The sequence below is a fragment of the Snodgrassella alvi genome (genome assembly GCF_002777425.1).
GTDB lineage: Bacteria > Pseudomonadota > Gammaproteobacteria > Burkholderiales > Neisseriaceae > Snodgrassella > Snodgrassella alvi_B.
In genome coordinates, this window is record NZ_MDVC01000054.1 from 1 (window position 1) to 17,538 (window position 17,538).

General features: G+C 48.2%; 18 protein-coding genes and 1 riboswitch. Of the genes, 6 read left to right on the plus strand and 12 right to left on the minus strand.

What is annotated here, in order from left to right; translation table 11 throughout:
• The 6 genes from BGI33_RS03725 to BGI33_RS03750 all read right to left on the minus strand — a co-directional run.
• A partial coding sequence (locus BGI33_RS03725) for a DUF6531 domain-containing protein (protein WP_100089993.1) occupies positions 1–2,997 on the minus strand: 2,997 nt, incomplete at its 3' end.
• A gap of 489 nt (positions 2,998–3,486) precedes the next feature.
• Positions 3,487–4,593: a methyltransferase gene (locus BGI33_RS03730; RefSeq protein ID WP_100089994.1), complete on the minus strand. Its 1,107-nt coding sequence runs from the start codon at positions 4,591–4,593 to the stop codon at positions 3,487–3,489.
• Positions 4,594–4,756: 163 nt separating this feature from the next.
• Positions 4,757–5,449 carry a Bax inhibitor-1 family protein gene (locus BGI33_RS03735; RefSeq protein ID WP_100089995.1) on the minus strand — a complete coding sequence of 231 codons (693 nt, stop codon included), beginning with the start codon at positions 5,447–5,449 and terminating at the stop codon, positions 4,757–4,759.
• 212 nt (positions 5,450–5,661) lie between these two features.
• On the minus strand, positions 5,662–6,276 hold the full coding sequence (locus BGI33_RS03740) for a 7-carboxy-7-deazaguanine synthase QueE (protein ID WP_100089996.1): 615 nt from the start codon (positions 6,274–6,276) through the stop codon (positions 5,662–5,664).
• Positions 6,273–6,701 carry a 6-carboxytetrahydropterin synthase QueD gene (gene queD / locus BGI33_RS03745; RefSeq protein WP_100089997.1) on the minus strand — a complete coding sequence of 143 codons (429 nt, stop codon included), beginning with the start codon at positions 6,699–6,701 and terminating at the stop codon, positions 6,273–6,275. The genes BGI33_RS03740 and queD overlap by 4 nt, the downstream gene beginning before the upstream one ends.
• 86 nt (positions 6,702–6,787) lie before the next feature.
• A riboswitch (PreQ1 riboswitch) is annotated at positions 6,788–6,833 on the minus strand.
• A 116-nt stretch (positions 6,834–6,949) separates the two neighbouring features.
• Positions 6,950–8,617 carry an ABC1 kinase family protein gene (locus tag BGI33_RS03750; RefSeq protein WP_100089998.1) on the minus strand — a complete coding sequence of 556 codons (1,668 nt, stop codon included), beginning with the start codon at positions 8,615–8,617 and terminating at the stop codon, positions 6,950–6,952.
• A 50-nt stretch (positions 8,618–8,667) separates the two neighbouring features.
• Here BGI33_RS03750 and BGI33_RS03755 point away from each other — a divergent pair, with 50 nt between their 5' ends.
• Positions 8,668–9,234, plus strand: coding sequence for a C40 family peptidase (locus BGI33_RS03755; protein ID WP_100089999.1), 567 nt, complete (start codon positions 8,668–8,670; stop codon positions 9,232–9,234).
• On the plus strand, positions 9,234–9,452 hold the full coding sequence (locus BGI33_RS03760; RefSeq protein ID WP_100090000.1) for a hypothetical protein: 219 nt from the start codon (positions 9,234–9,236) through the stop codon (positions 9,450–9,452). Before BGI33_RS03755 ends, BGI33_RS03760 begins: the two co-directional genes overlap by 1 nt.
• Positions 9,453–9,755: 303 nt before the next feature.
• Here the strand turns inward: BGI33_RS03760 and BGI33_RS03765 are convergent, their stop codons facing one another.
• The 3 genes from BGI33_RS03765 to BGI33_RS03775 all read right to left on the minus strand — a co-directional run bounded on the left by BGI33_RS03765 (position 9,756) and on the right by BGI33_RS03775 (position 11,673).
• A complete protein-coding gene (locus BGI33_RS03765; RefSeq protein WP_100090001.1) occupies positions 9,756–10,286 on the minus strand; it encodes a hypothetical protein in 531 nt (176 codons plus the stop codon).
• Between the two features lie 141 nt (positions 10,287–10,427).
• On the minus strand, positions 10,428–11,054 hold the full coding sequence (locus tag BGI33_RS03770) for a BON domain-containing protein (protein WP_100090002.1): 627 nt from the start codon (positions 11,052–11,054) through the stop codon (positions 10,428–10,430).
• 31 nt (positions 11,055–11,085) lie between these two features.
• Complete coding sequence (locus BGI33_RS03775; RefSeq protein WP_100090003.1) at positions 11,086–11,673, minus strand: D-sedoheptulose-7-phosphate isomerase; 588 nt, start codon at positions 11,671–11,673, stop codon at positions 11,086–11,088.
• A 260-nt stretch (positions 11,674–11,933) separates the two neighbouring features.
• Between BGI33_RS03775 and rsmI the strand changes: the two genes are divergently transcribed.
• On the plus strand, positions 11,934–12,803 hold the full coding sequence (gene rsmI, locus BGI33_RS03780) for a 16S rRNA (cytidine(1402)-2'-O)-methyltransferase (RefSeq protein WP_100090004.1): 870 nt from the start codon (positions 11,934–11,936) through the stop codon (positions 12,801–12,803).
• A gap of 159 nt (positions 12,804–12,962) precedes the next feature.
• A complete protein-coding gene (locus BGI33_RS03785; protein ID WP_100090005.1) occupies positions 12,963–13,889 on the plus strand; it encodes a peptidoglycan DD-metalloendopeptidase family protein in 927 nt (308 codons plus the stop codon).
• 383 nt (positions 13,890–14,272) lie between these two features.
• On the opposite strand, the gene BGI33_RS03790 is transcribed toward BGI33_RS03785, so the two are convergent.
• On the minus strand, positions 14,273–14,818 hold the full coding sequence (locus BGI33_RS03790) for a cysteine hydrolase family protein (protein ID WP_100090006.1): 546 nt from the start codon (positions 14,816–14,818) through the stop codon (positions 14,273–14,275).
• Between the two features lie 66 nt (positions 14,819–14,884).
• Between BGI33_RS03790 and BGI33_RS03795 the strand changes: the two genes are divergently transcribed.
• On the plus strand, positions 14,885–15,316 hold the full coding sequence (locus BGI33_RS03795; RefSeq protein ID WP_100090007.1) for an Lrp/AsnC family transcriptional regulator: 432 nt from the start codon (positions 14,885–14,887) through the stop codon (positions 15,314–15,316).
• Between the two features lie 23 nt (positions 15,317–15,339).
• Here BGI33_RS03795 and BGI33_RS03800 read toward each other — a convergent pair whose 3' ends face one another.
• Both BGI33_RS03800 and BGI33_RS03805 read right to left on the minus strand, forming a co-directional pair.
• Positions 15,340–15,915: a hypothetical protein gene (locus tag BGI33_RS03800; protein WP_257378964.1), complete on the minus strand. Its 576-nt coding sequence runs from the start codon at positions 15,913–15,915 to the stop codon at positions 15,340–15,342.
• A 201-nt stretch (positions 15,916–16,116) separates the two neighbouring features.
• Positions 16,117–16,752 carry a flavin prenyltransferase UbiX gene (locus tag BGI33_RS03805; protein WP_100090008.1) on the minus strand — a complete coding sequence of 212 codons (636 nt, stop codon included), beginning with the start codon at positions 16,750–16,752 and terminating at the stop codon, positions 16,117–16,119.
• Positions 16,753–16,988: 236 nt separating this feature from the next.
• On the opposite strand from BGI33_RS03805, the gene BGI33_RS03810 reads away from it, so the two are divergent.
• Positions 16,989–17,483: a hypothetical protein gene (locus BGI33_RS03810; protein WP_100090009.1), complete on the plus strand. Its 495-nt coding sequence runs from the start codon at positions 16,989–16,991 to the stop codon at positions 17,481–17,483.
• Positions 17,484–17,538: the final 55 nt, after the last annotated feature.

A 17,538-nucleotide genomic window follows, 5' to 3' on the forward strand; every position in this document is an offset into this window, starting at 1 on the left:
CAGGTTGTCGCGTTCGATGTCGCTGATGATGTTGCCGTCGATATTTATCTGGTGCAGGTGGCCGGAACCGTAATAGAGGTTGTTGATGGTGCGCCCATCCGGCAGGGTGGTGGCGATGCGGTTACCCAGTGGGTCGTACTGGTGGCTGAGGGTGCCCTGTGCGGTGGTTTCGCTCAGCAGGTTGCCCAGCTGGTCGTAGCTGAAGGTGATGAGGTCGGGTTCAGCTTCTGCGGGCAGGCCGGCTTTTTTGTAGCCGACTTTGATAAGGTTGTCGGCTTGGTCGTACTGGTAGGCGGTGTTGCCGTCGGTGGTGTATTTGCCGATCAGGCGGCCGATGGCATCGCGTTTGAAGCGGTGGGTGATTTCGGCACTGCTGCCGGCAGCAAAGTGCACGGCGCTGACGTTATTCAGTGCATCATAGCTTAGTTGTTGTTTACGCCCGTCCAGATCGGTCTGTTCGATCAGGCGGTCGGCAGCATCGTATTGAAACTGGTAGTGTTCGCCGTTTTCGTTGATGAGGGTGTTAAGGCGGCCATAGGCATCGTAGTTAAAGCCGAGTTTGCGTCCGGCAGCATCGATGCGGGTGTGCACCAGTCCGCGCGGGTCGCGCTGGTAGTGGGTGCTGTGGCCGGCTGGGTCGGTATAGGTCAGTAGCTGGCCGGCACTGTTGACGCGATAGTGTTCCTGTCTGCCGTCGGTTAAGGTAACGCCGGTAAGCTGGCCGGCAGCGTTGTACTGGTATTTGCTGCTGTTGCATTGGGCGTCGGAGATGCTGCTGAGATTGCCTGCTGCATCGTAATAGAGATAGGTGGTGGCACCGGAGCAATCTACATGTTGGATTAGCTGGCCGTTCTGGTTCCAGCGCAGGTATTTGTTGCCACCGCGGGCATCGGTGATCTGAATTATCTGGCCATGCAGGTCGTACTGGTAGTGGGTACGCTGTTTGTGGGGGTCGATAACGCTGCGCAGATTACCGCGCTGGTCGTAGTAGTAACGCCATGTGCTGCCATCGGGGTCGACGCTGATGGTGGGTAAAGCCCAGTGGGGCAGCCACTGGGTTTGGCTAGTACGGCCGAGGGGATCGGTTTCGGCGACTTCGCGCCCCTGTTCGTCGTAGCTGTATTGCCACTTTCCGCCTTGTGGGTTGGTGACGCTGATCAGTTGCTGGTCTTCGTTCCACTCAAATTCGGTAGTCTGGCCGAGGGGGTCGATGTAACGGGTGATTTGGTAGACTTCGTTCCAGTAATGCTGGCTTACTCGACCGATGCTGTCATATACAGTGGTGAGACGTTGTTCGATATCATACTGGAAGCGGTAGTCTTCCAGACGTTTGCCGTCGGCTTCGCTCCAGTGGCGGACGACGCGCCATGCGGTTTCTGCTGCTCCGTCGAAGTGCTGCCACTGGTAATAGCACTGTAGGCCGGTAGGCAGGCGATGGTAGTTCATGCGCCGGCCGTTGTCGTAGGCAAATTCTCTGGTGGGGCGGTTTTCAGCATCGATGACTTGTTGCAGGTCGCCCTGTTCACTGTAGTGGTACTGGCTCAGTAGCCGGCTGCTGCCATCGGCTAGCTGGTGTCTGATTTGGGTGACGCGCTGGGGATGGCGTTTGTCTTGATAGTGTAAGGTGATGCGGGTGGTGTTGGTTTCGTTGGCTATTTCGATGATGCGGCTGTGGGTATCGCGGGAGATCAGGTGTTTGTTGTCGTTGCGATCCTGTAGCAGGGTAAGGTAGAGGCGGTTGGGCTGGTTGGGATCGGGTTCAAACAGGCGGTAGGTGCCGTCGTCGTCTTCGATGACCCAGCGATTCTGTTCACCGCGGCGGATGGTGAGGTTTTCGTTGAAGCCGCGGATGCCTTCGCCCGGATGCATAGCTTCGATTTCGATACGCCGCCCTTGTTCGTCGATGTAGACGGCAGCACAGGAACCATCTGGCTGCGGATTGATTTCCATTTCTACTTCATAGGGGACGCTCCAGCCGGTACCAAATATGTTGTGGGTACGGGTATCGGCGCTGCTGTAAAAGCGTTGCCATTCGATGGGGAGATGGGCGGGGATGGTGAAGTCGAGGTCTTCGGCGCCGAACAGGAGTTTGGCGCCGGTGGGCAGGTGAACGGGGTTGCCACGCCATATTGCGTCTACGACGTATTCTATTGCGTTTGCCCCCTTTGTAAAAGCATATCTGGCCGCTGTGAAAATGGCTATATTTGCCATAAAACAGCCAATTGCTGCACAGAGTTTTTTGCGGCTGACCAATAAGGTTAACAGGGAAAGTGCCAGTCCAAAGGGGTGTTTGCCACTGCGGATTTCGCGTACGACGATGGGTTCACCACCAATGCGCACGTTGTTGGAAACTCTGACGCCACCTTCGCAATTATCGGTGACTCTGGCTTCGCAGGTGCTGCGGTCGTTGCTGCGTACGGCGGGCTGGCCGTTGATGTAGACTTTACTGGAACCTTCGGCCAGATATTCATATGTGCCGGGTAGGTGTGGGTGCTTGGCACAGGTGATTTTGTCGTCGTCTTTGGGTATAACGGGTTGGTCTGGTGCGGCTACGGTGGGTCTGACGATTTGTTGGGCGGTTAGTTTGGTGGCTTCCCAAAAAACACCAAGTATGCTTGCTGGAATGTCGATGAATTCTGTGGGTTGCTCGTCGGTGTTTTCTGTGCCTTGTGGTTCTATCATACCGGCAGCACGAGCAGCTGGTTTACTGTTGATGCGGGTGTTGGGGGAACCTGATGCGATTATGCCATCTTCGGAGGGGGGAAATAATCCGCTGACCCACTCTCCTACTGCTTCAGCAATGTAGTCCGAAGCAAGCAATGCTCCCCAACACAAGAGAAGAAGGAGTGCACCAACGCCTGTAAGGAGGATGAAGCCTACTGCAACGGTTATGGCTGTACAACAGGCCAGTTCTACAGCGGCACCGGTGAGATCAGCCAGCATTGAGGTATGTAGAAGTACATCGCCCTCGCGGGCAGCCCAGTAAGCATCTCCCATAGCAAAACCCCTTTTCGCTCAGAATATCAGTTTTTAAATTCGAAACTTGGTTTGATTAACTGCCAGTGGATTAACTATTTTTCAGAAGGTTGTTTATGCTTCACTTTGTTAGTGGAAACATTGTGCTGGGTAATGGCAAACAGTTAAGTTGGCAGAGGCTGGCAGTTTCTTTCGGGGTGGATTATGCCATAATTTAACCTGTTTTATCTAATTTTTGGTTTTTTGATGTATATTCGTGTAGTTTAATGTTATGGTATTAAGAAAAATAAATTTTGTTTAAATTTTTGGTTTTGGGTTTTAAAATCTATTAATTATTATTGAGTTTAAGCTGGTTATTGTGGGGAAATAGACTACATTTGTGTTGGGTAATGACGGCCACGAATAATATGGGTTTTAGTGTGTAAAAAACGTTCCGTGACCGCATTGCCGCAATAGTTTGCCGTGCTTCTTATATTTCGTTTGAGCCTATACTGGTGCAAATAGCTGTTTTTATTTGGCTGCTAGCTGCCACAGGGAGGTGATTTCGCGGTTACGGGCACTGGCGAGGGCATGGTGATGCTGGCGTGCTTTCGGGTGCTGGGGCTGGATATCGGTTTTGTGAATAAGTTTTAGTCCGGCGGTGTTTATCCATTGCTCTAATGCTTCTACTGGACGTAAACCCAGATGTTCGGCGATATCCGACATGATTAGCCATACTTGCCCGTGCGGGGTAAGGTGATTTTTGGCGTGGGTAAGAAATGTTTGTAGCATTTGGTGTCCCGGGTCGTACAGTGCGGTTTCGATATCGCTGCTTGGTTTGGCGGGTAGCCATGGCGGGTTGCAGATGATGAGGTCTGCGCTGCCGCTGGGGAACAGGCTGGTGTGTTGAATATGAATTTGTTCGGTTAATCCTAAGCGTTGTATGTTGGCTTGGGCGCAGGCGATAGCGCGGGTGCTGTTATCGGTGGCTGTGATGTGAGGTATGCCGCGCTGTGCCAGTATGGCTGCCAGTACGCCGCTACCGGTGCCGATGTCCCATGCTGTATGGCAGGGAGCTGGTAGTTTGGTCTGAGCAACGAGTTCGAGATATTCTCCGCGTACCGGTGAAAAAACGCCATATGGGACATGGATTTTTTGCCCGTTCAGCGCCGGAATGGCTACGCCGGTTTTGTGCCATTCATGGGCGCCGATGTAGCCCAGTAGCAGGTGCAGGGGTAAGAGCAGGGTGTGCTGATTGGGGCTGCCGAAAACATCGCTAAGTGCGGCGGCAACATTGGGCGCGCGGCTGTTTTTGAGCAGGCCATTGGGCTGGATTTCTACCAGTAGCTGCTGAAACAGGCGACTGTGCTGTGCCTGTTGTAGGCGGTGTTTGTGAAAATCGGTATGGGTGCGGGCTTTGCTGTGGACGCGCTTTTTGATTGCGGCCAGTAGTTGTTTGCCCTGATGGTAATCACCGCGCCACAGTAGTGCTGTGTTCTGGCGCATAAGATGCAGTGCCTGTTCAGCGCTGATTTGGCTGGTTGTCTGTATGTGGCTGGGCGCCGGATGGCGGCTATCACCACCCCAGATAGCCTGTACGTTTTGGTCGTGTTCTGTCCAGTGAATGGTTTCGTTCATGTTGGTTTATTATGTAAAAGGCTATTATAAGAGAATGAGGTGTTAAATGGGATGTGTGGGTAAAGATGTAGCTATGCGTGCTTTGTGTGCATGTTTGCGATTAAATAAAAAAACTGCCTGAATTTTCATCGAATTCAGGCAGTTTTATGGTTGATATAGTTGGTTAGCGGTCATCCATAATGGCTAGCAGGATGTGTACCAGGCTGGTAAAGATGTTATATAGGGAGATGAAGAGGGTTAATGCGGCGCTAGTTGCGCTGTCTTCACCACCGGCGATAACGGTGCGGATTTGCCACATAATCATGAGTGAGCTGAAGATAACAAAACCTGCTGAAATGGTTAATGACAAGGCAGGTATTTGCAGGAATATGTTCAGTATCATGCCGATGATTAAGACAACTGCACCTACGAACAGGAACTGGCCGATGCCATTCATGTCAGATTTGGAACGGTGGGCAATGGCTGCCATGGTAAGGAATACGCCTGCTGTCATCATGGCCGCCATGCCAACAATTTGGCTTCCGATGGGAGAGGCTAGCGCGAATTGTAAAAGCGGGGAGACAAAAAATCCGATACCGAAAGTGAATACCATCAGCAGGGCAATGCCTACATTATTGTAACGGTTTTTTTCAATGGCGAAACTCAGTCCATAAGCAAAGATAAGGAAGGCGACAACCGACAGCCATGAGTTGCTGAACAGGGAGTAAAAGTTTACGGAAGCACCAGCGTAGGCACCGGCAGCACAAGGCAGGAAAGATATACCAAGCAAGGCATAAGCTTTACGCAATACAACTGCCTGTTGGCTTTCGCTTGCTTGCCCTAGTTGGGTGAAATCGTAATTGTTATGAGGCCGCATAAAAAGGATTCTCCATAATTTTGTTGGTAAATAATTTCTCAGGTTGATTATATTGTAACAATTGTTGGCATAAATGCACAGTGTAGATGCATTGTTACGATAAAAGTATTGATTTTAATTTTGGTGTAAGTTTTGTTGATTATGATATCAGGCTGATTTGTGCTTTTTCAATGGTTCTGAATGCAGATGCTATATGCTATAGGTTATGGGCGTTATTCGATATTGGCCAGTTTATGGGTTTGCAGGCTGAGTAACCATTTGTTGCTGTGCCGGTGTTGGTTGAGCTTGCCAAGTGTCTGTAGGGTGGTGAGCATGTTGAAGTGGTTATTTTGTTCGCAGGGGGAGAGAAAGTAGTGTCTGGCCTGAATATGCTGTTCGATTTTTAGGCAGAATTCGATGAATTCTGGGTGGTCTTCTACGACGATGCGTACTTCATCAGCCTGATTCTGTGCCGGAAATGGGTAGTGCTGGCGGTAGTGAAATTTGGGGCTTAGGGAGATGTAGTCGATGTGTGGGTCGATGATGCCCAAGCCGTTACTTTCTATAGCGAGATAGTAGTTTTCCTGTTTGAGCTCATGTAAGAGTATGGGCAGTTTTTTATGGATGGTGGGTTCGCCGCCGGTAATAATGATGTTTTTGCTTTGATACTGGTGGACGGTATCGAGGATGTGTGGCAGGGACATGCTTTGGTAGCGCATGAAGTCGGTATCGCACCAGGGGCATTTGAGGTTGCAGGCGGCCAGACGGATGAAAATGGCAGGCATGCCGGTGTTGTAGCCTTCGCCCTGGAGGGATTCGAAGATTTCGACGATGTTAAACTGGGTCATGGCTTGGTATTCTGGTATTCGCAATAGGAGGTGGGTGTTTCCCACAGTATGATTTTGGATACAGGTAGATAGGGTGTTAGCTGATTGAAAATAAAGCGGCTCATGCCTTCGGCTGTGGTACGGCAGGGGAAGGCAAATACTTTACGCTGCATTTGTTCAAGCAGGGCGGCAATTTTGCATTCGTTGCTATTGGTTTCATCATACAGATAGGCGTGATCAAGCTGGCTGATGATGTGTTGGTTGATGATGGTTTTGATGTCGGCGAAGTCCATGACCATTTCTTTACTGGAACCTTGTGAGTGCAGCGAGCTGCTAACTTCAACAATCAGGCGATAGGTATGGCCGTGCAGGTTATGACATTTGCCCTGATGGCCATCAAGCATGTGGCAGGCATCGAATTGAAATTCTTTAGCGATTTTGAACATATTTCCTCGGCTTTACTGGCTGATAAAGAGAAATTTGCAGGGTAGTAGAGGAAATATTGTTGTATGCAGTAGATACATGTGTAGTAAGGCTCCTAGTTTTTTTGCGTGGGATGGATTGCGAACCACGTGGTTATTTGACTGTTAATAACGCATTGTGCAGTTTGATGGCATTCATTCTGCTTAGGCGGTTATTTTAATAGAATCCGCTGGTTTCTAACAGTGGGGCATGTTTGGTCTGTGAGTATGGTTTAATGTCGTCCTGAACGCCAGATTGACCAGATTACCCACAGGCTGTTGCTGAATGCCAGCAGATAGCCAATTAGTCCGAAAAACGGCAGGCCGAATACTTTCGGGCCGGCGTTGATGTTCATGACTATGGAAGAACCAATGATAAGTGCTGCTGTAACTATGCCCATGGTCAGGCGATTAACTACTCTGTCCAGCTGGTTGTTGAGTTTGTCGATATGCTGAATATTGAGGCTGACAGGCAGCTGGCCGTGCTGGATGCGTTTGCTCAGGCGTAACAGGTTTTGCGGTAAGGTGTCTATTAGCTGAGCCAGCAGATGCAGCTGCATTTTACTGTGGCGCCAGAACGTATGGGTGTTAAAACGGTGGCGCAGTACCTTTTGGATGGTGGTTTGGGCATGGTTTAACAGTTCAAAGTCGCCATCTATCTGTTTGATAACGCCATCGAGGGTTATCAGGCATTTAAACAGGATGACGAGGTCGGCTGGCAGGGTAAGGCCGTGTTCCCGGATAATATGGGTGATATCATTGATAATCTGGCTGATACGCAGTTCGCTGCTGTTGAGCTGTTCGTAATTGAGCAGCATTTCCAGTACATCGCCACCGAGCTGGTCTTCGTTGATGGTTTCTCCCTGTGCCCAGTTGGACAGGACATATTGCAGGGCAAACTGGTCACGTTCGAGCAGGGCGTGGATCAGGGTGATGATTTCCTGATGACGCTGCTGGCTGAGCTGGCCAACCAGCCCGAAGTCGATCAGGGTGATGCGGCCATTATTTCGTACTAAAATGTTTCCCGGATGTGGGTCGGCATGAAACAGGCCATGTTGTAATATCATGTCGAGTATGATGTCGACCAGTGTGGCGGCGAGGTTATGCCGCTGTTGTTTGCTCCAGCTGGTGAGGACAAGATTTTTAAGTAAAGTATCGTCAATATATTCTTGTACCAGTATTTGACGGTTAGAATATGCCGCGTAAGTTTGGGGTATATGGATTTGCTGCTGGTGGTTGTACAGGCGGGCAAAATGTTGCATATTGCGACGTTCAGCAGACAGATCGGTTTCTTTTTCCATTGAGCGGGCAAAGTATCGCACCATTTGTACCGGATAGTAGCGTCTGGATTCGGGTATTTCCGACTCGAGCAGTTGTGCTATGTGGTTGAGAATATGCAGGTCGGCTGTAACGGTTGATTCTATGCCCGGCCGTTTGACTTTAATGGCAACCTGTTCGCCGCTGGTAAGTATGGCGCGGTGAACCTGTGCTATGGATGCGCTGCCAACAGGTTGTGCTTCTATGTAGCTGAAGATGTTGTCTAGTGGCTGGTTGAGCTGAGCTTGAATGATGTTTCTAATATCTGATATGGGGAGAGGATTTATGTTGTTTTGCAGATGGGCAAATTCTTCTGTCCATTCTTCTCCGAAGACATCTACACGGGTAGCCAGTATTTGCCCCAGTTTGATGAATGTGGGTCCAAGCTCTTCAAAGGCAAGCCGGGCTCGCCGTGGTGTACTCAGATAGCGCTGGTATTGACCAGATGGGTCGGAATGTTTGTGCCAGCGTATTGGTAATTTAATACGAACAAGAAATTCGCCAAGGCCGTGTTTGGCCAGAATGGTGAGAATTTCGCGCATACGCGCCCAATCGCTGATGCGGGATGAATTGGGTGAAAACATATTGAAGATGTCCCAAACAATGGCTGTTTACAGGATAGCAGAATTGTTTGATGAATAGATGGAATAATGTTGGCATGAAGTGGATAAAAACATTGATGAAAGCGGCAGCGGTATGCCTGTGTGCCAATTTCATTTTGATTACGCCTGTAATGGCGGCGCCTGATGAGGGTTTGGATAATGCAGCACTGGAACGTTTGATTCGTGACCGGACTGTAGCTACGCCGGCCATGCGTACAGGTGATGACGCCAGTGACCTGATTATGAATGCGATGGGTTTGCTGGGTGTAGCCTATCATTTTGGTGGAAATTCACCGACCAGCGGGCTGGATTGCAGTGGTTTTATGCAATATATTTTCCGGCGCAGTATGGGTGTTACGTTGCCGCGCAGCTCTCGTCAGATGGCTACGGTAGGTGAGGCAGTCGGCCGGGCTGGTTTGCAGCCGGGCGATCTGGTGTTTTTCAGTCCCGGTGGCGGTGGAATTTCACATGTGGGTATGTATATTGGTAATGGCCGGATGATTCATGCACCGCGTACGGGCAAGAATATTGAAATCACCAGTATTGAACAGGGATACTGGTCCCGTGCTTTTGTGACAGCACGCAGGGTGAAACATTGATGAAGCCTTTACCTCCGATGCCCAGATGGGTAGATGATGCGGGTAATGTTGTCTCTTGCACTGAAAAAATTAAGGTAATGCAGCAGAATATGCAGGAGATTTACGAGCTGGCACAGGAAGCCTTTGAAGACGGGTTGCTGATGGGGTGTCAGGAAAAGCAGCTGCGTGCTTATCTGACCGAGCTGATGGCAACGTTGGAAAACCCTTATCAACAATAAGTATTGCGTTGATAAGGGTTTGGATGTTTTCTGAGCCGAAACCGGATACCGTGCTGCAATATGGATATTGCAGCAGACTTCGTCTGCGCAGGATTTTTTATTTAACCCTTGTGGTGTGCAATTTAGGTTGTACATTACAACGGGTTTTTGTTGTCTGTATTCTCTGGCTTGCACAGGTTTTTGCTACTTGTTCAGGTAAGGCTGGTAGTCGGTCATGGATATTTGTACTACTGCATTTTATGTCATAAATAATAACGCCCATCTTTTTGGATGGGCGTAGTTGTTTGCAGTAGATAGTGTTTTTTAAAACAGATTATCTAATGGTTTGCCGTTAGCATCATTGGTTGCCGGTTTCGGTTTTGGCTTTGCTGCTGGTGTTGTGGCGGCGGGTGTGTCTGGATTACTGTCTCTGTCGGTGGCTTCTGGTACATTGGTTGGTACCAAAGGCTGTATTTCCTGTCCATCTGGTGTTGCTGTGGGTTTTGTGCTGTTTCTGCCAGATGTTGCATTGGTAGCTGGTTCTGAAGCAGCGCTCATGTCTTCGCTGTCAGAAGTGGCTGTAACGGCTGGATTGGGAATAAATACTGGTGACTGGACGCTGTTGCTTGCGCCCGGTGCGCCGGTTGGTGTCAGTATTTCGAAGCTGGTCTGTGAAGCATAGCTGGTGGTTTCTGGTGTGGTATTCAGAACTCGCCAAGCGTGGAAGACAAACCAGACAACAACAATGGCCAGAATCAGAAACAGGCTTAGCAGGATTTTACTGAAGGTACTCAGACCAGCTTTGACCGCGCTTTTTTTGTTTTTTGTTTCGGGTGCGGTGGGTTTAGTGCTCATGATTTGCTCATCCTTTTGGGGATATAGTCTTGTATAAGACGGCTATTATACGCAAATTTTCGTTTACGCTAATCAGATGCTGGCTGTTTGCTGCTGCTACAGTCTGCTGTGTATGATTTTTTCGCAGCAGACTGTTGGGTATCAAGGAGTTGTTTGTGTGCTGTTTGGGGTGTTTTCAAAGGTCTGGTACAGGGTAACTACTTTCTGTACACCAGATGTTGTACTGATGGCTGCTGTAGCTGCCTGCTGCTCGGTTGGTGTCAAAATGCCCATTACATAGGTTACGCCATTGTAGGTAACCACTTTGACATGTTTCGGAAATACACCTTTGGCGTTCAGTAGGTTGGAGCGGATTTTTGAAGTAATCCAAGTATCATCGGTAACATGATTCAATTTACGGCTTTGATTGGCTATATCAATGTAGTTATACACTTTCTGCGCGGCCGGCTGTGCGCGGGCTACGCGTTCCACCAGATTTTTATCGTTTTCACTGGCAACCAGACCAAGCAGCAGGATTTGCCGGTTGTAGCTGATAACTGACAATGTAGGCTGGAATTTGCTTTGCTGTGCCTGACTGTTGAGATAGGACATGGCTCCATCAAGGATGCGTACTTCCATTATTTTGTCATCGGTTTGTGCGCCGGTGGTGCGCCGGTCGATAGCGGAAAGCGTACCAACAGTGGCGCCGCCAACTAAAACAGCAGGGCATCCGCTTAAAGTGGTGGTCAGACACAGCCCAAGTGCTAGGGCAGAAAAGTATTTTTTCATGAGATACACCTGTAAATTGTGTTGTTGCTGGTTATAAACCACCCAGCAATAATTGGTCAATCTGTGCACACAGGGCGTGAATGGTTACCTGATGTGCTTCCAGTACGCGCAGGGGGTGGTCACCGGGTACATTCAGCCAAAGGTCGTCATCGCGTAACAGACTGGCCACTTCCCCACCGCTTCCGCCGGTGATGGCCAGTACGCGCATATCGCGTTCGTGTGCGGTTTTAATTGCATTAACCAGATTGATACTCTGGCCATCTGCGGACAGGACACAGAGCATATCATGCTGTTTGCCCAGTGCATGAATCTGCTTGGCAAACAGGTTGTTGGGCTCGCTGTTGGTTAATGCGCTGAGTACGGAGGGATTATTGCACAGGGATAATGCAGCCAGTGCCATGCGTTCCTGTTGCAGGCGGGTAACCATGTAGGCAGCCAGTGTATCGGCCAGAGATGCATAGGCGCCATTGCCGGCAATAAGCAGTTTGCCATCACTCATCAAGGCCATCAGGATTCCCTGGGCTACTTCGGCAATTGGTTCTGCCAGTAAATCTGCGCACTCGTTCAGAAGCTGGGCGCTATCGGCAAAATGTTGATGGACGGAGATGGATTCTGTCATATAAATTAAAGTGTTAATTGATGCGGATGCAGGCAATGTGCTTTGTGTTCTGGTCAATATTACACAGAGCCAGAGCAATATGCCGGGTTTCAGGCGGTTTGGCTACTGAAGCAGTATCTGGTCTGTGTATGGGCACAGCTGTTATGCATTAATACTGAAACACCGTAACATCGTGGTATAGTAATAACTTCAGGCTGTCTGCTGCCAAGCTGTCAGCTTGAAACCTTATATTAAAATTGAACCAGATTACGGATTGATGAATGCAAGCCCATTATCAGAAAGCTGTTGCCAGCATTGTACCGCAAACCCTTTATGTAGTGGCTACTCCGATAGGTAATCTGGCTGATCTGAGTTTTCGTGCTCTTGCAATACTGTCTCGCGCTGATTTAATTTGTGCGGAGGATACGCGGGTGACTCAGCAATTACTGCGAGCTTATGGTCTTTCGGCACGGCTGATTAGTGTGCGTGAACAGAATGAGCAAAGTATGGCGGAGCGTATCATTGCTGCTCTGGCTGCCGGACAGGTAGTGGCACAGGTTTCTGATGCTGGTACGCCGGCTGTTTGTGACCCCGGTGCGCGGCTGGTAACACGGGTGCGCGAGGCAGGTTATCAGGTATTACCGGTGGCCGGGCCCAGTGCAGTGATGACGGCTTTGAGTGTGGCTGGGGTAACACAGTCGGATTTTTACTTTGCTGGTTTTTTACCGGCAAAAAGTGGTGAACGGCAGCAGCGCCTACAGGATTGGCAGGAGGTGTCCTATCCGGTGGTGATGTTTGAAACACCGCACCGGATTACCGATACGCTGGCACAAATGGCATTATTGTATCCTCAGCGCAGTCTGATGCTGGCACGTGAAATCAGTAAAACCCATGAAACCTATTTATGTGGGACAGTGGCGCAGATTCAGACAATTTTGCATGAGGATGCTAATCAGAAACGTGGTGAAATGGTACTGGTGCTACATCCTGCAATAATAGAAAAGAATGCTGATTTATCGTCTGAGGCTATTCGTGTGATGCAGATTCTGGCGCAGGAGCTGCCGACCAAGCAGGCTGCTGTGCTGGCAGCACAGATTAGTGGCGAAAACAAGAAAGCTTTATATGACTGGGCAATTGCAGCTAAAAAATGACCAGATTAAACACAATTATTAAGATATGTTAAAATAGCTTATGCTTGATGCTATTTTACACAATGCCGAGCATTGTTTATGATATTGTCTGAATTGGCTGTTGCCGCCGCTGTTGCGCTGGCTCTTCCTGAATATTGCATTGATTTAAGGTAAACCGTGATGTTGAAAAAAAACGCGATTCGTTCCGGCTGGTGTTTGCTGGTGCTGGCATTAGGTGCCTGTACTCTTTTCAAACAACCGGCAGCACCGACAGAAACGGGCAGCAGCGAAGCCGGTACTGCTGCTACCACTGCCGATAATCCATATGGTTCCGCTCCCTATACTCCACCGGCAAATACCGCTCCGGCCTATACACCCAATGCTGGTACGTCTACTGGCTATGTAGGCAATTATTCGCCGGTAGATATTAATGCCGCTACGCATACAGTACAGCGTGGTGATACGGTATTTAATATTTCAAAACGTTATCAGATTACTCAGGATAATCTGCGTTCATGGAACAATATAATTGATAACAATATCAAGCTGGGACAGGTATTGCGGGTAAAACCGGCTGGTTATGTAGCACCGGCTGGCAGCAGAAACACGACAACTACTGTGACTACTCCGGTAAATACACCTAATGTGACCACGACTACCAGCACCACCACGACAACTACGCCATCCAGCTCTACTACAGTATCAACCAGTAAAACCATTAGCGCAGGCGGTGTTCGCAGTGTGAACGGCATTGAATGGCAGCGCCCGACTGCTGGCAGCATTCTGCAAAGCTATGGTGGCAGTAGTAAAGGTATTGATTATGGTGGCAGTGCCGGCCAGTCGGTAGTGGCTGCGGCCTCCGGTAAGGTGGTATATGCCGGTAATGGTTTGCGTGGTTATGGTAATCTGATTATTGTGCAGCATAATCAAACGTATTTGACTGCTTATGGTAATAACCAGAGTATTCTGGTGAAAGAAGGCCAGCAGGTAAAACGTGGCCAGCAGATTGCTACTATGGGTAATACTGATGCCAAACGTACACAATTGCATTTTGAGTTGCGCGAGAATGGCCAGCCACAAGACCCGAGTCGTTTCCTGCCTATGTAAGTATCAGGCTGGTAAATAATTCTGTTTGTTGTAACAGGCACCTTGTTCTCTGAATACTGAATTCAGGAACAGGTGCTGTTTTTATATGTACATTGGTGTTATTCGCGTGTCAGTTACTGTTTGGACGTTGAAAATCGGCGTAGATTGATGAATCTGTGCCTGATAAAAATCTTGTTGTTATCAATACCAATAGATTCAGGAAAAGATTAAGCGATATAACTAGGTAGCCAGCTAAAGCTAATGATTTTTGTAATGATGAAATGGTAAATAGTCCATTTTTATCTTATACCTGTTTATTGTGCTGTTGTGATGCAATAAACAGGTGTATTTGTTTATAACGTATATATCTGGTTGGAAAGTGGCTAGAATATAGTTATGAATGACTAACGTAAAAACTGTTCGGCAGATTGTACTTTGGCAAAAGTGGTGAGTGCTGCTAGAAAGCTGTTGTGAACATCTGATGCTTTGGTAAGTGTGCCATTGAATTCTAGATCACGGGTAGCACAACCATCTGCAATCAAAATGGGGTGATAACCAAGTTCTGCCGCGCAACGGGTGGTGGAGTCAACGCACATGTGCGTCATCATGCCACAGATAACCAATTGTTCGATGCTCTGCTGCTGAAGCTGTTGATGCAGATCTGTTTGCCAGAAGCTGTTAGGGTGATTTTTAAGAATGATAAATTCGTTTTGGAAGGCTAGGGGCAGTAATTGCGGATGTAATGCCACACCGTGGCTTTCAGGCAGGAAAAAGGTTGCGTTTTTCCTGATATTGATATGCTGGATATAGAAAACAGGTAGCTGGTGCTGGCGAAAATGTTCACGCAGTTTTAATATTTTTTCTAATGCTCTTTGTGGCTGATACAGCTCCATTTTACCTTGTTCAAAGTAGTCGTTTTGTACATCAATGATTATAAGTGACTGTTTCATCATATTTTTCCGGTTGTTTTTGGTGATTCAATTATGCGCTGCTATGGCTTTTGACGGAACAGGCTGATGAAAACAGTCAATACTATTTATTTTCAGGATGAAAGTATGGATAAAAAGGACAGGGCAATTCTGGATTTGCTGAAAAGCAATAGCCGTTTATCGTGGAAAGAAATTGGTGAAAAGGTTTTTCTCAGCGGGCAGGCGGTAGGTTTGCGGGTACAGAATCTGGTAGATAGCGGGGTGATTGAGCGTTTTACTGTAGCCGAACATTATCCGTCTGAACAATTTATAACGATTTACATGGATAACAGCCAGTTTGCTGAATTTGAACAGCTGGTAAGTAGTTTTGCTGCGGTACAGGCCATTTATAAAATTACCGGTGATGGCTGTTATTTTATCCATGCAAGTTTCGCGATGCAGGAGTTGGAACAATTTTTGCAACAGATTACGCTTTATGCTCGCTATAAGGTGAACCACAGTCTGCGCAGGCTACTTTAGGCTGATAAAGCCGGAATGCTGGTTTACGGCCGATTGCAGATTGTCAGTATGGTGCTTTCTGTCAGACACAAGTTATGGGCAAAATGCAGGCTGTTTTGTATCAGGCCCTTATCTTCTTCACACTGGGTTTCTGTTTCAATAATCAGCATCTGTTCGGGACGGCTGGCGTGCAGGCTCATGCGCATTTGTGCCTGAGTAAAAGGCAGATTATGTTTTTGCGCAAAACTGCGGGCACGGCTATTGGCTGTTTTCAACATTGGAATCAGGGTAATGTCGAGATGGAAAATTCTAACGCCCATCACCAGTATGCGTGCAGCAAACCAGTCTGCTTCTTCACTGATGATATCTGGGGTAGGCTGGTCAAAACCAAGCCGTTGTGCGGCTATTAACATGGCCACCAGACGCAGTTGTGGAATGAGTGCTTCGCTAAGCATAAATGTTGTCTGAAACTGTGGCTGTAGCTGGCATAAGTCACTGCGGTGCTGGTTGCCATCAACAATCATGTACCAGCGCTGAAGTTGTGGTACCGGCGATGCTGATTGTTGTAACTGTTTTAATGATGAAGCAGACATTTTGTTCTCCAGTAGTTGTTTATTCATTTTTAATGCCTTTTTGTTTGAGGCGTTTATGGCAATAAAAAAACCGCCTCGGATTGGCCGGGCGGTTCACTTTTTATTTTGCTAACAGGTTTTTAAATAAACGCAAAAAAGCACCGCACCGAGGTGTGGTACCAATAATAAGCAAAAGAGAAAGTGGTTACATTTTTCATTTTTACATCATAAAACATTCTGAGTGAAGTGTCAAGAATTATTTTCTGCACCCCAGCGTGCAATTAGTTGATGCGGAATCCGCAGTTGATCCAGAATGCGCGCCACCACGAAATCTACCATGTCTTCAATGCTTTTGGGGTGTTGGTAGAAAGCTGAGACCGGTGGCAGGATGCATACGCCTAAACGCGCCAGTTTGAGCATGTTTTCCAGATGAATCGCTGACAATGGCGTTTCACGCGGCACGATAATCAGCGGGCGGTTTTCTTTAATGGAAACGTCGGCGGCGCGTTCAAGCAGATGGTCTGAGGTGCCGGCAGCAATGGCCGCTACGCAACCCATACTGGCAGGACAGATAATCATTGCATCAGCGGGATTGGAACCGGAGGCAGGCGGAGCAAACCATTCATCGCGGCCAAATACGGTAAGCATGGATGGGTCGACTGCGTATTCTGCACATAATGCTGCGGTACACTGTTTGGCACTGGTAGGTAAATGCCAGTTGATTTCCTGCTGGGCGACTATCTGGGCTGCCTGTGAATACAGTAACCAGACTCTGATATTGGCCTGCAACAGGCAGGACAGCAACCGTCTGGCGTAGGGCATGCCTGAAGCTCCGGTTAAAGCCAGAGTAACGGTTTTGATGGGATTGGCGCTAGGGAAAATCATAATAAAACTAGTGTGTGTCCGGACATGCCTGTTATTATAGCGATTTTGTTTTGATATAACATTTGGCATACGGCCGTTTTTATTCGGTTGAAAACTATTATCAGCCAGTTTGGGCACTATTGTCCTGATATTGTGACAGATTAATTAAGTTCAGACAGCCAGCAATGTTTCGCTGGAATAAAAATATTATTTGTCTGAATGATAGAAACCTAAATACAAATAATGGAAATATAAGCATGTTGTGGAAAAAAATAATGTGGCCATGCCTATACGCCACCTTGTTGATGGGGTGCGCTCAGGTAACCCCTAATGTGGTAGAAGAGCGCGAGTGTGATTCGAAAGCCGTAGCAAGGGTGCTATTGCAGCCTAGCCAGTCTTCTGGTGCACAGGGCTTCCGCTGTGTGGCAGTGGCGAGAGATGTACCGGTGCTGAAACCTGAACGTACAGCACTACCTGATGCCAGTCTGAGTATTAACCGGCCGGCAATGGAGGTGAGTAAGTGCTTGCATGATAAATTACAGTCCCGCTTTAATTTGCCACGGGAGTTTTACAAAATCAGCTCTTATCCTAATGGCAGCCAGACTCTGGCATTGGTGAATCCGTTTACGCAGGTGGAAGGCTTGCAGATAGATGTGCTTAAAGCGGGTATGTCGCAAAGCTTGGTCAATGTTTATTCTAATGGTACGACATTATCACAGGCATGGAAGAAGTTTCCTGAGCTGTGTCGTTAGGCAGTATTGTGCTTTGATATAGCTGCAAAATAAGTGCAGCAAACCCCTCACTTCT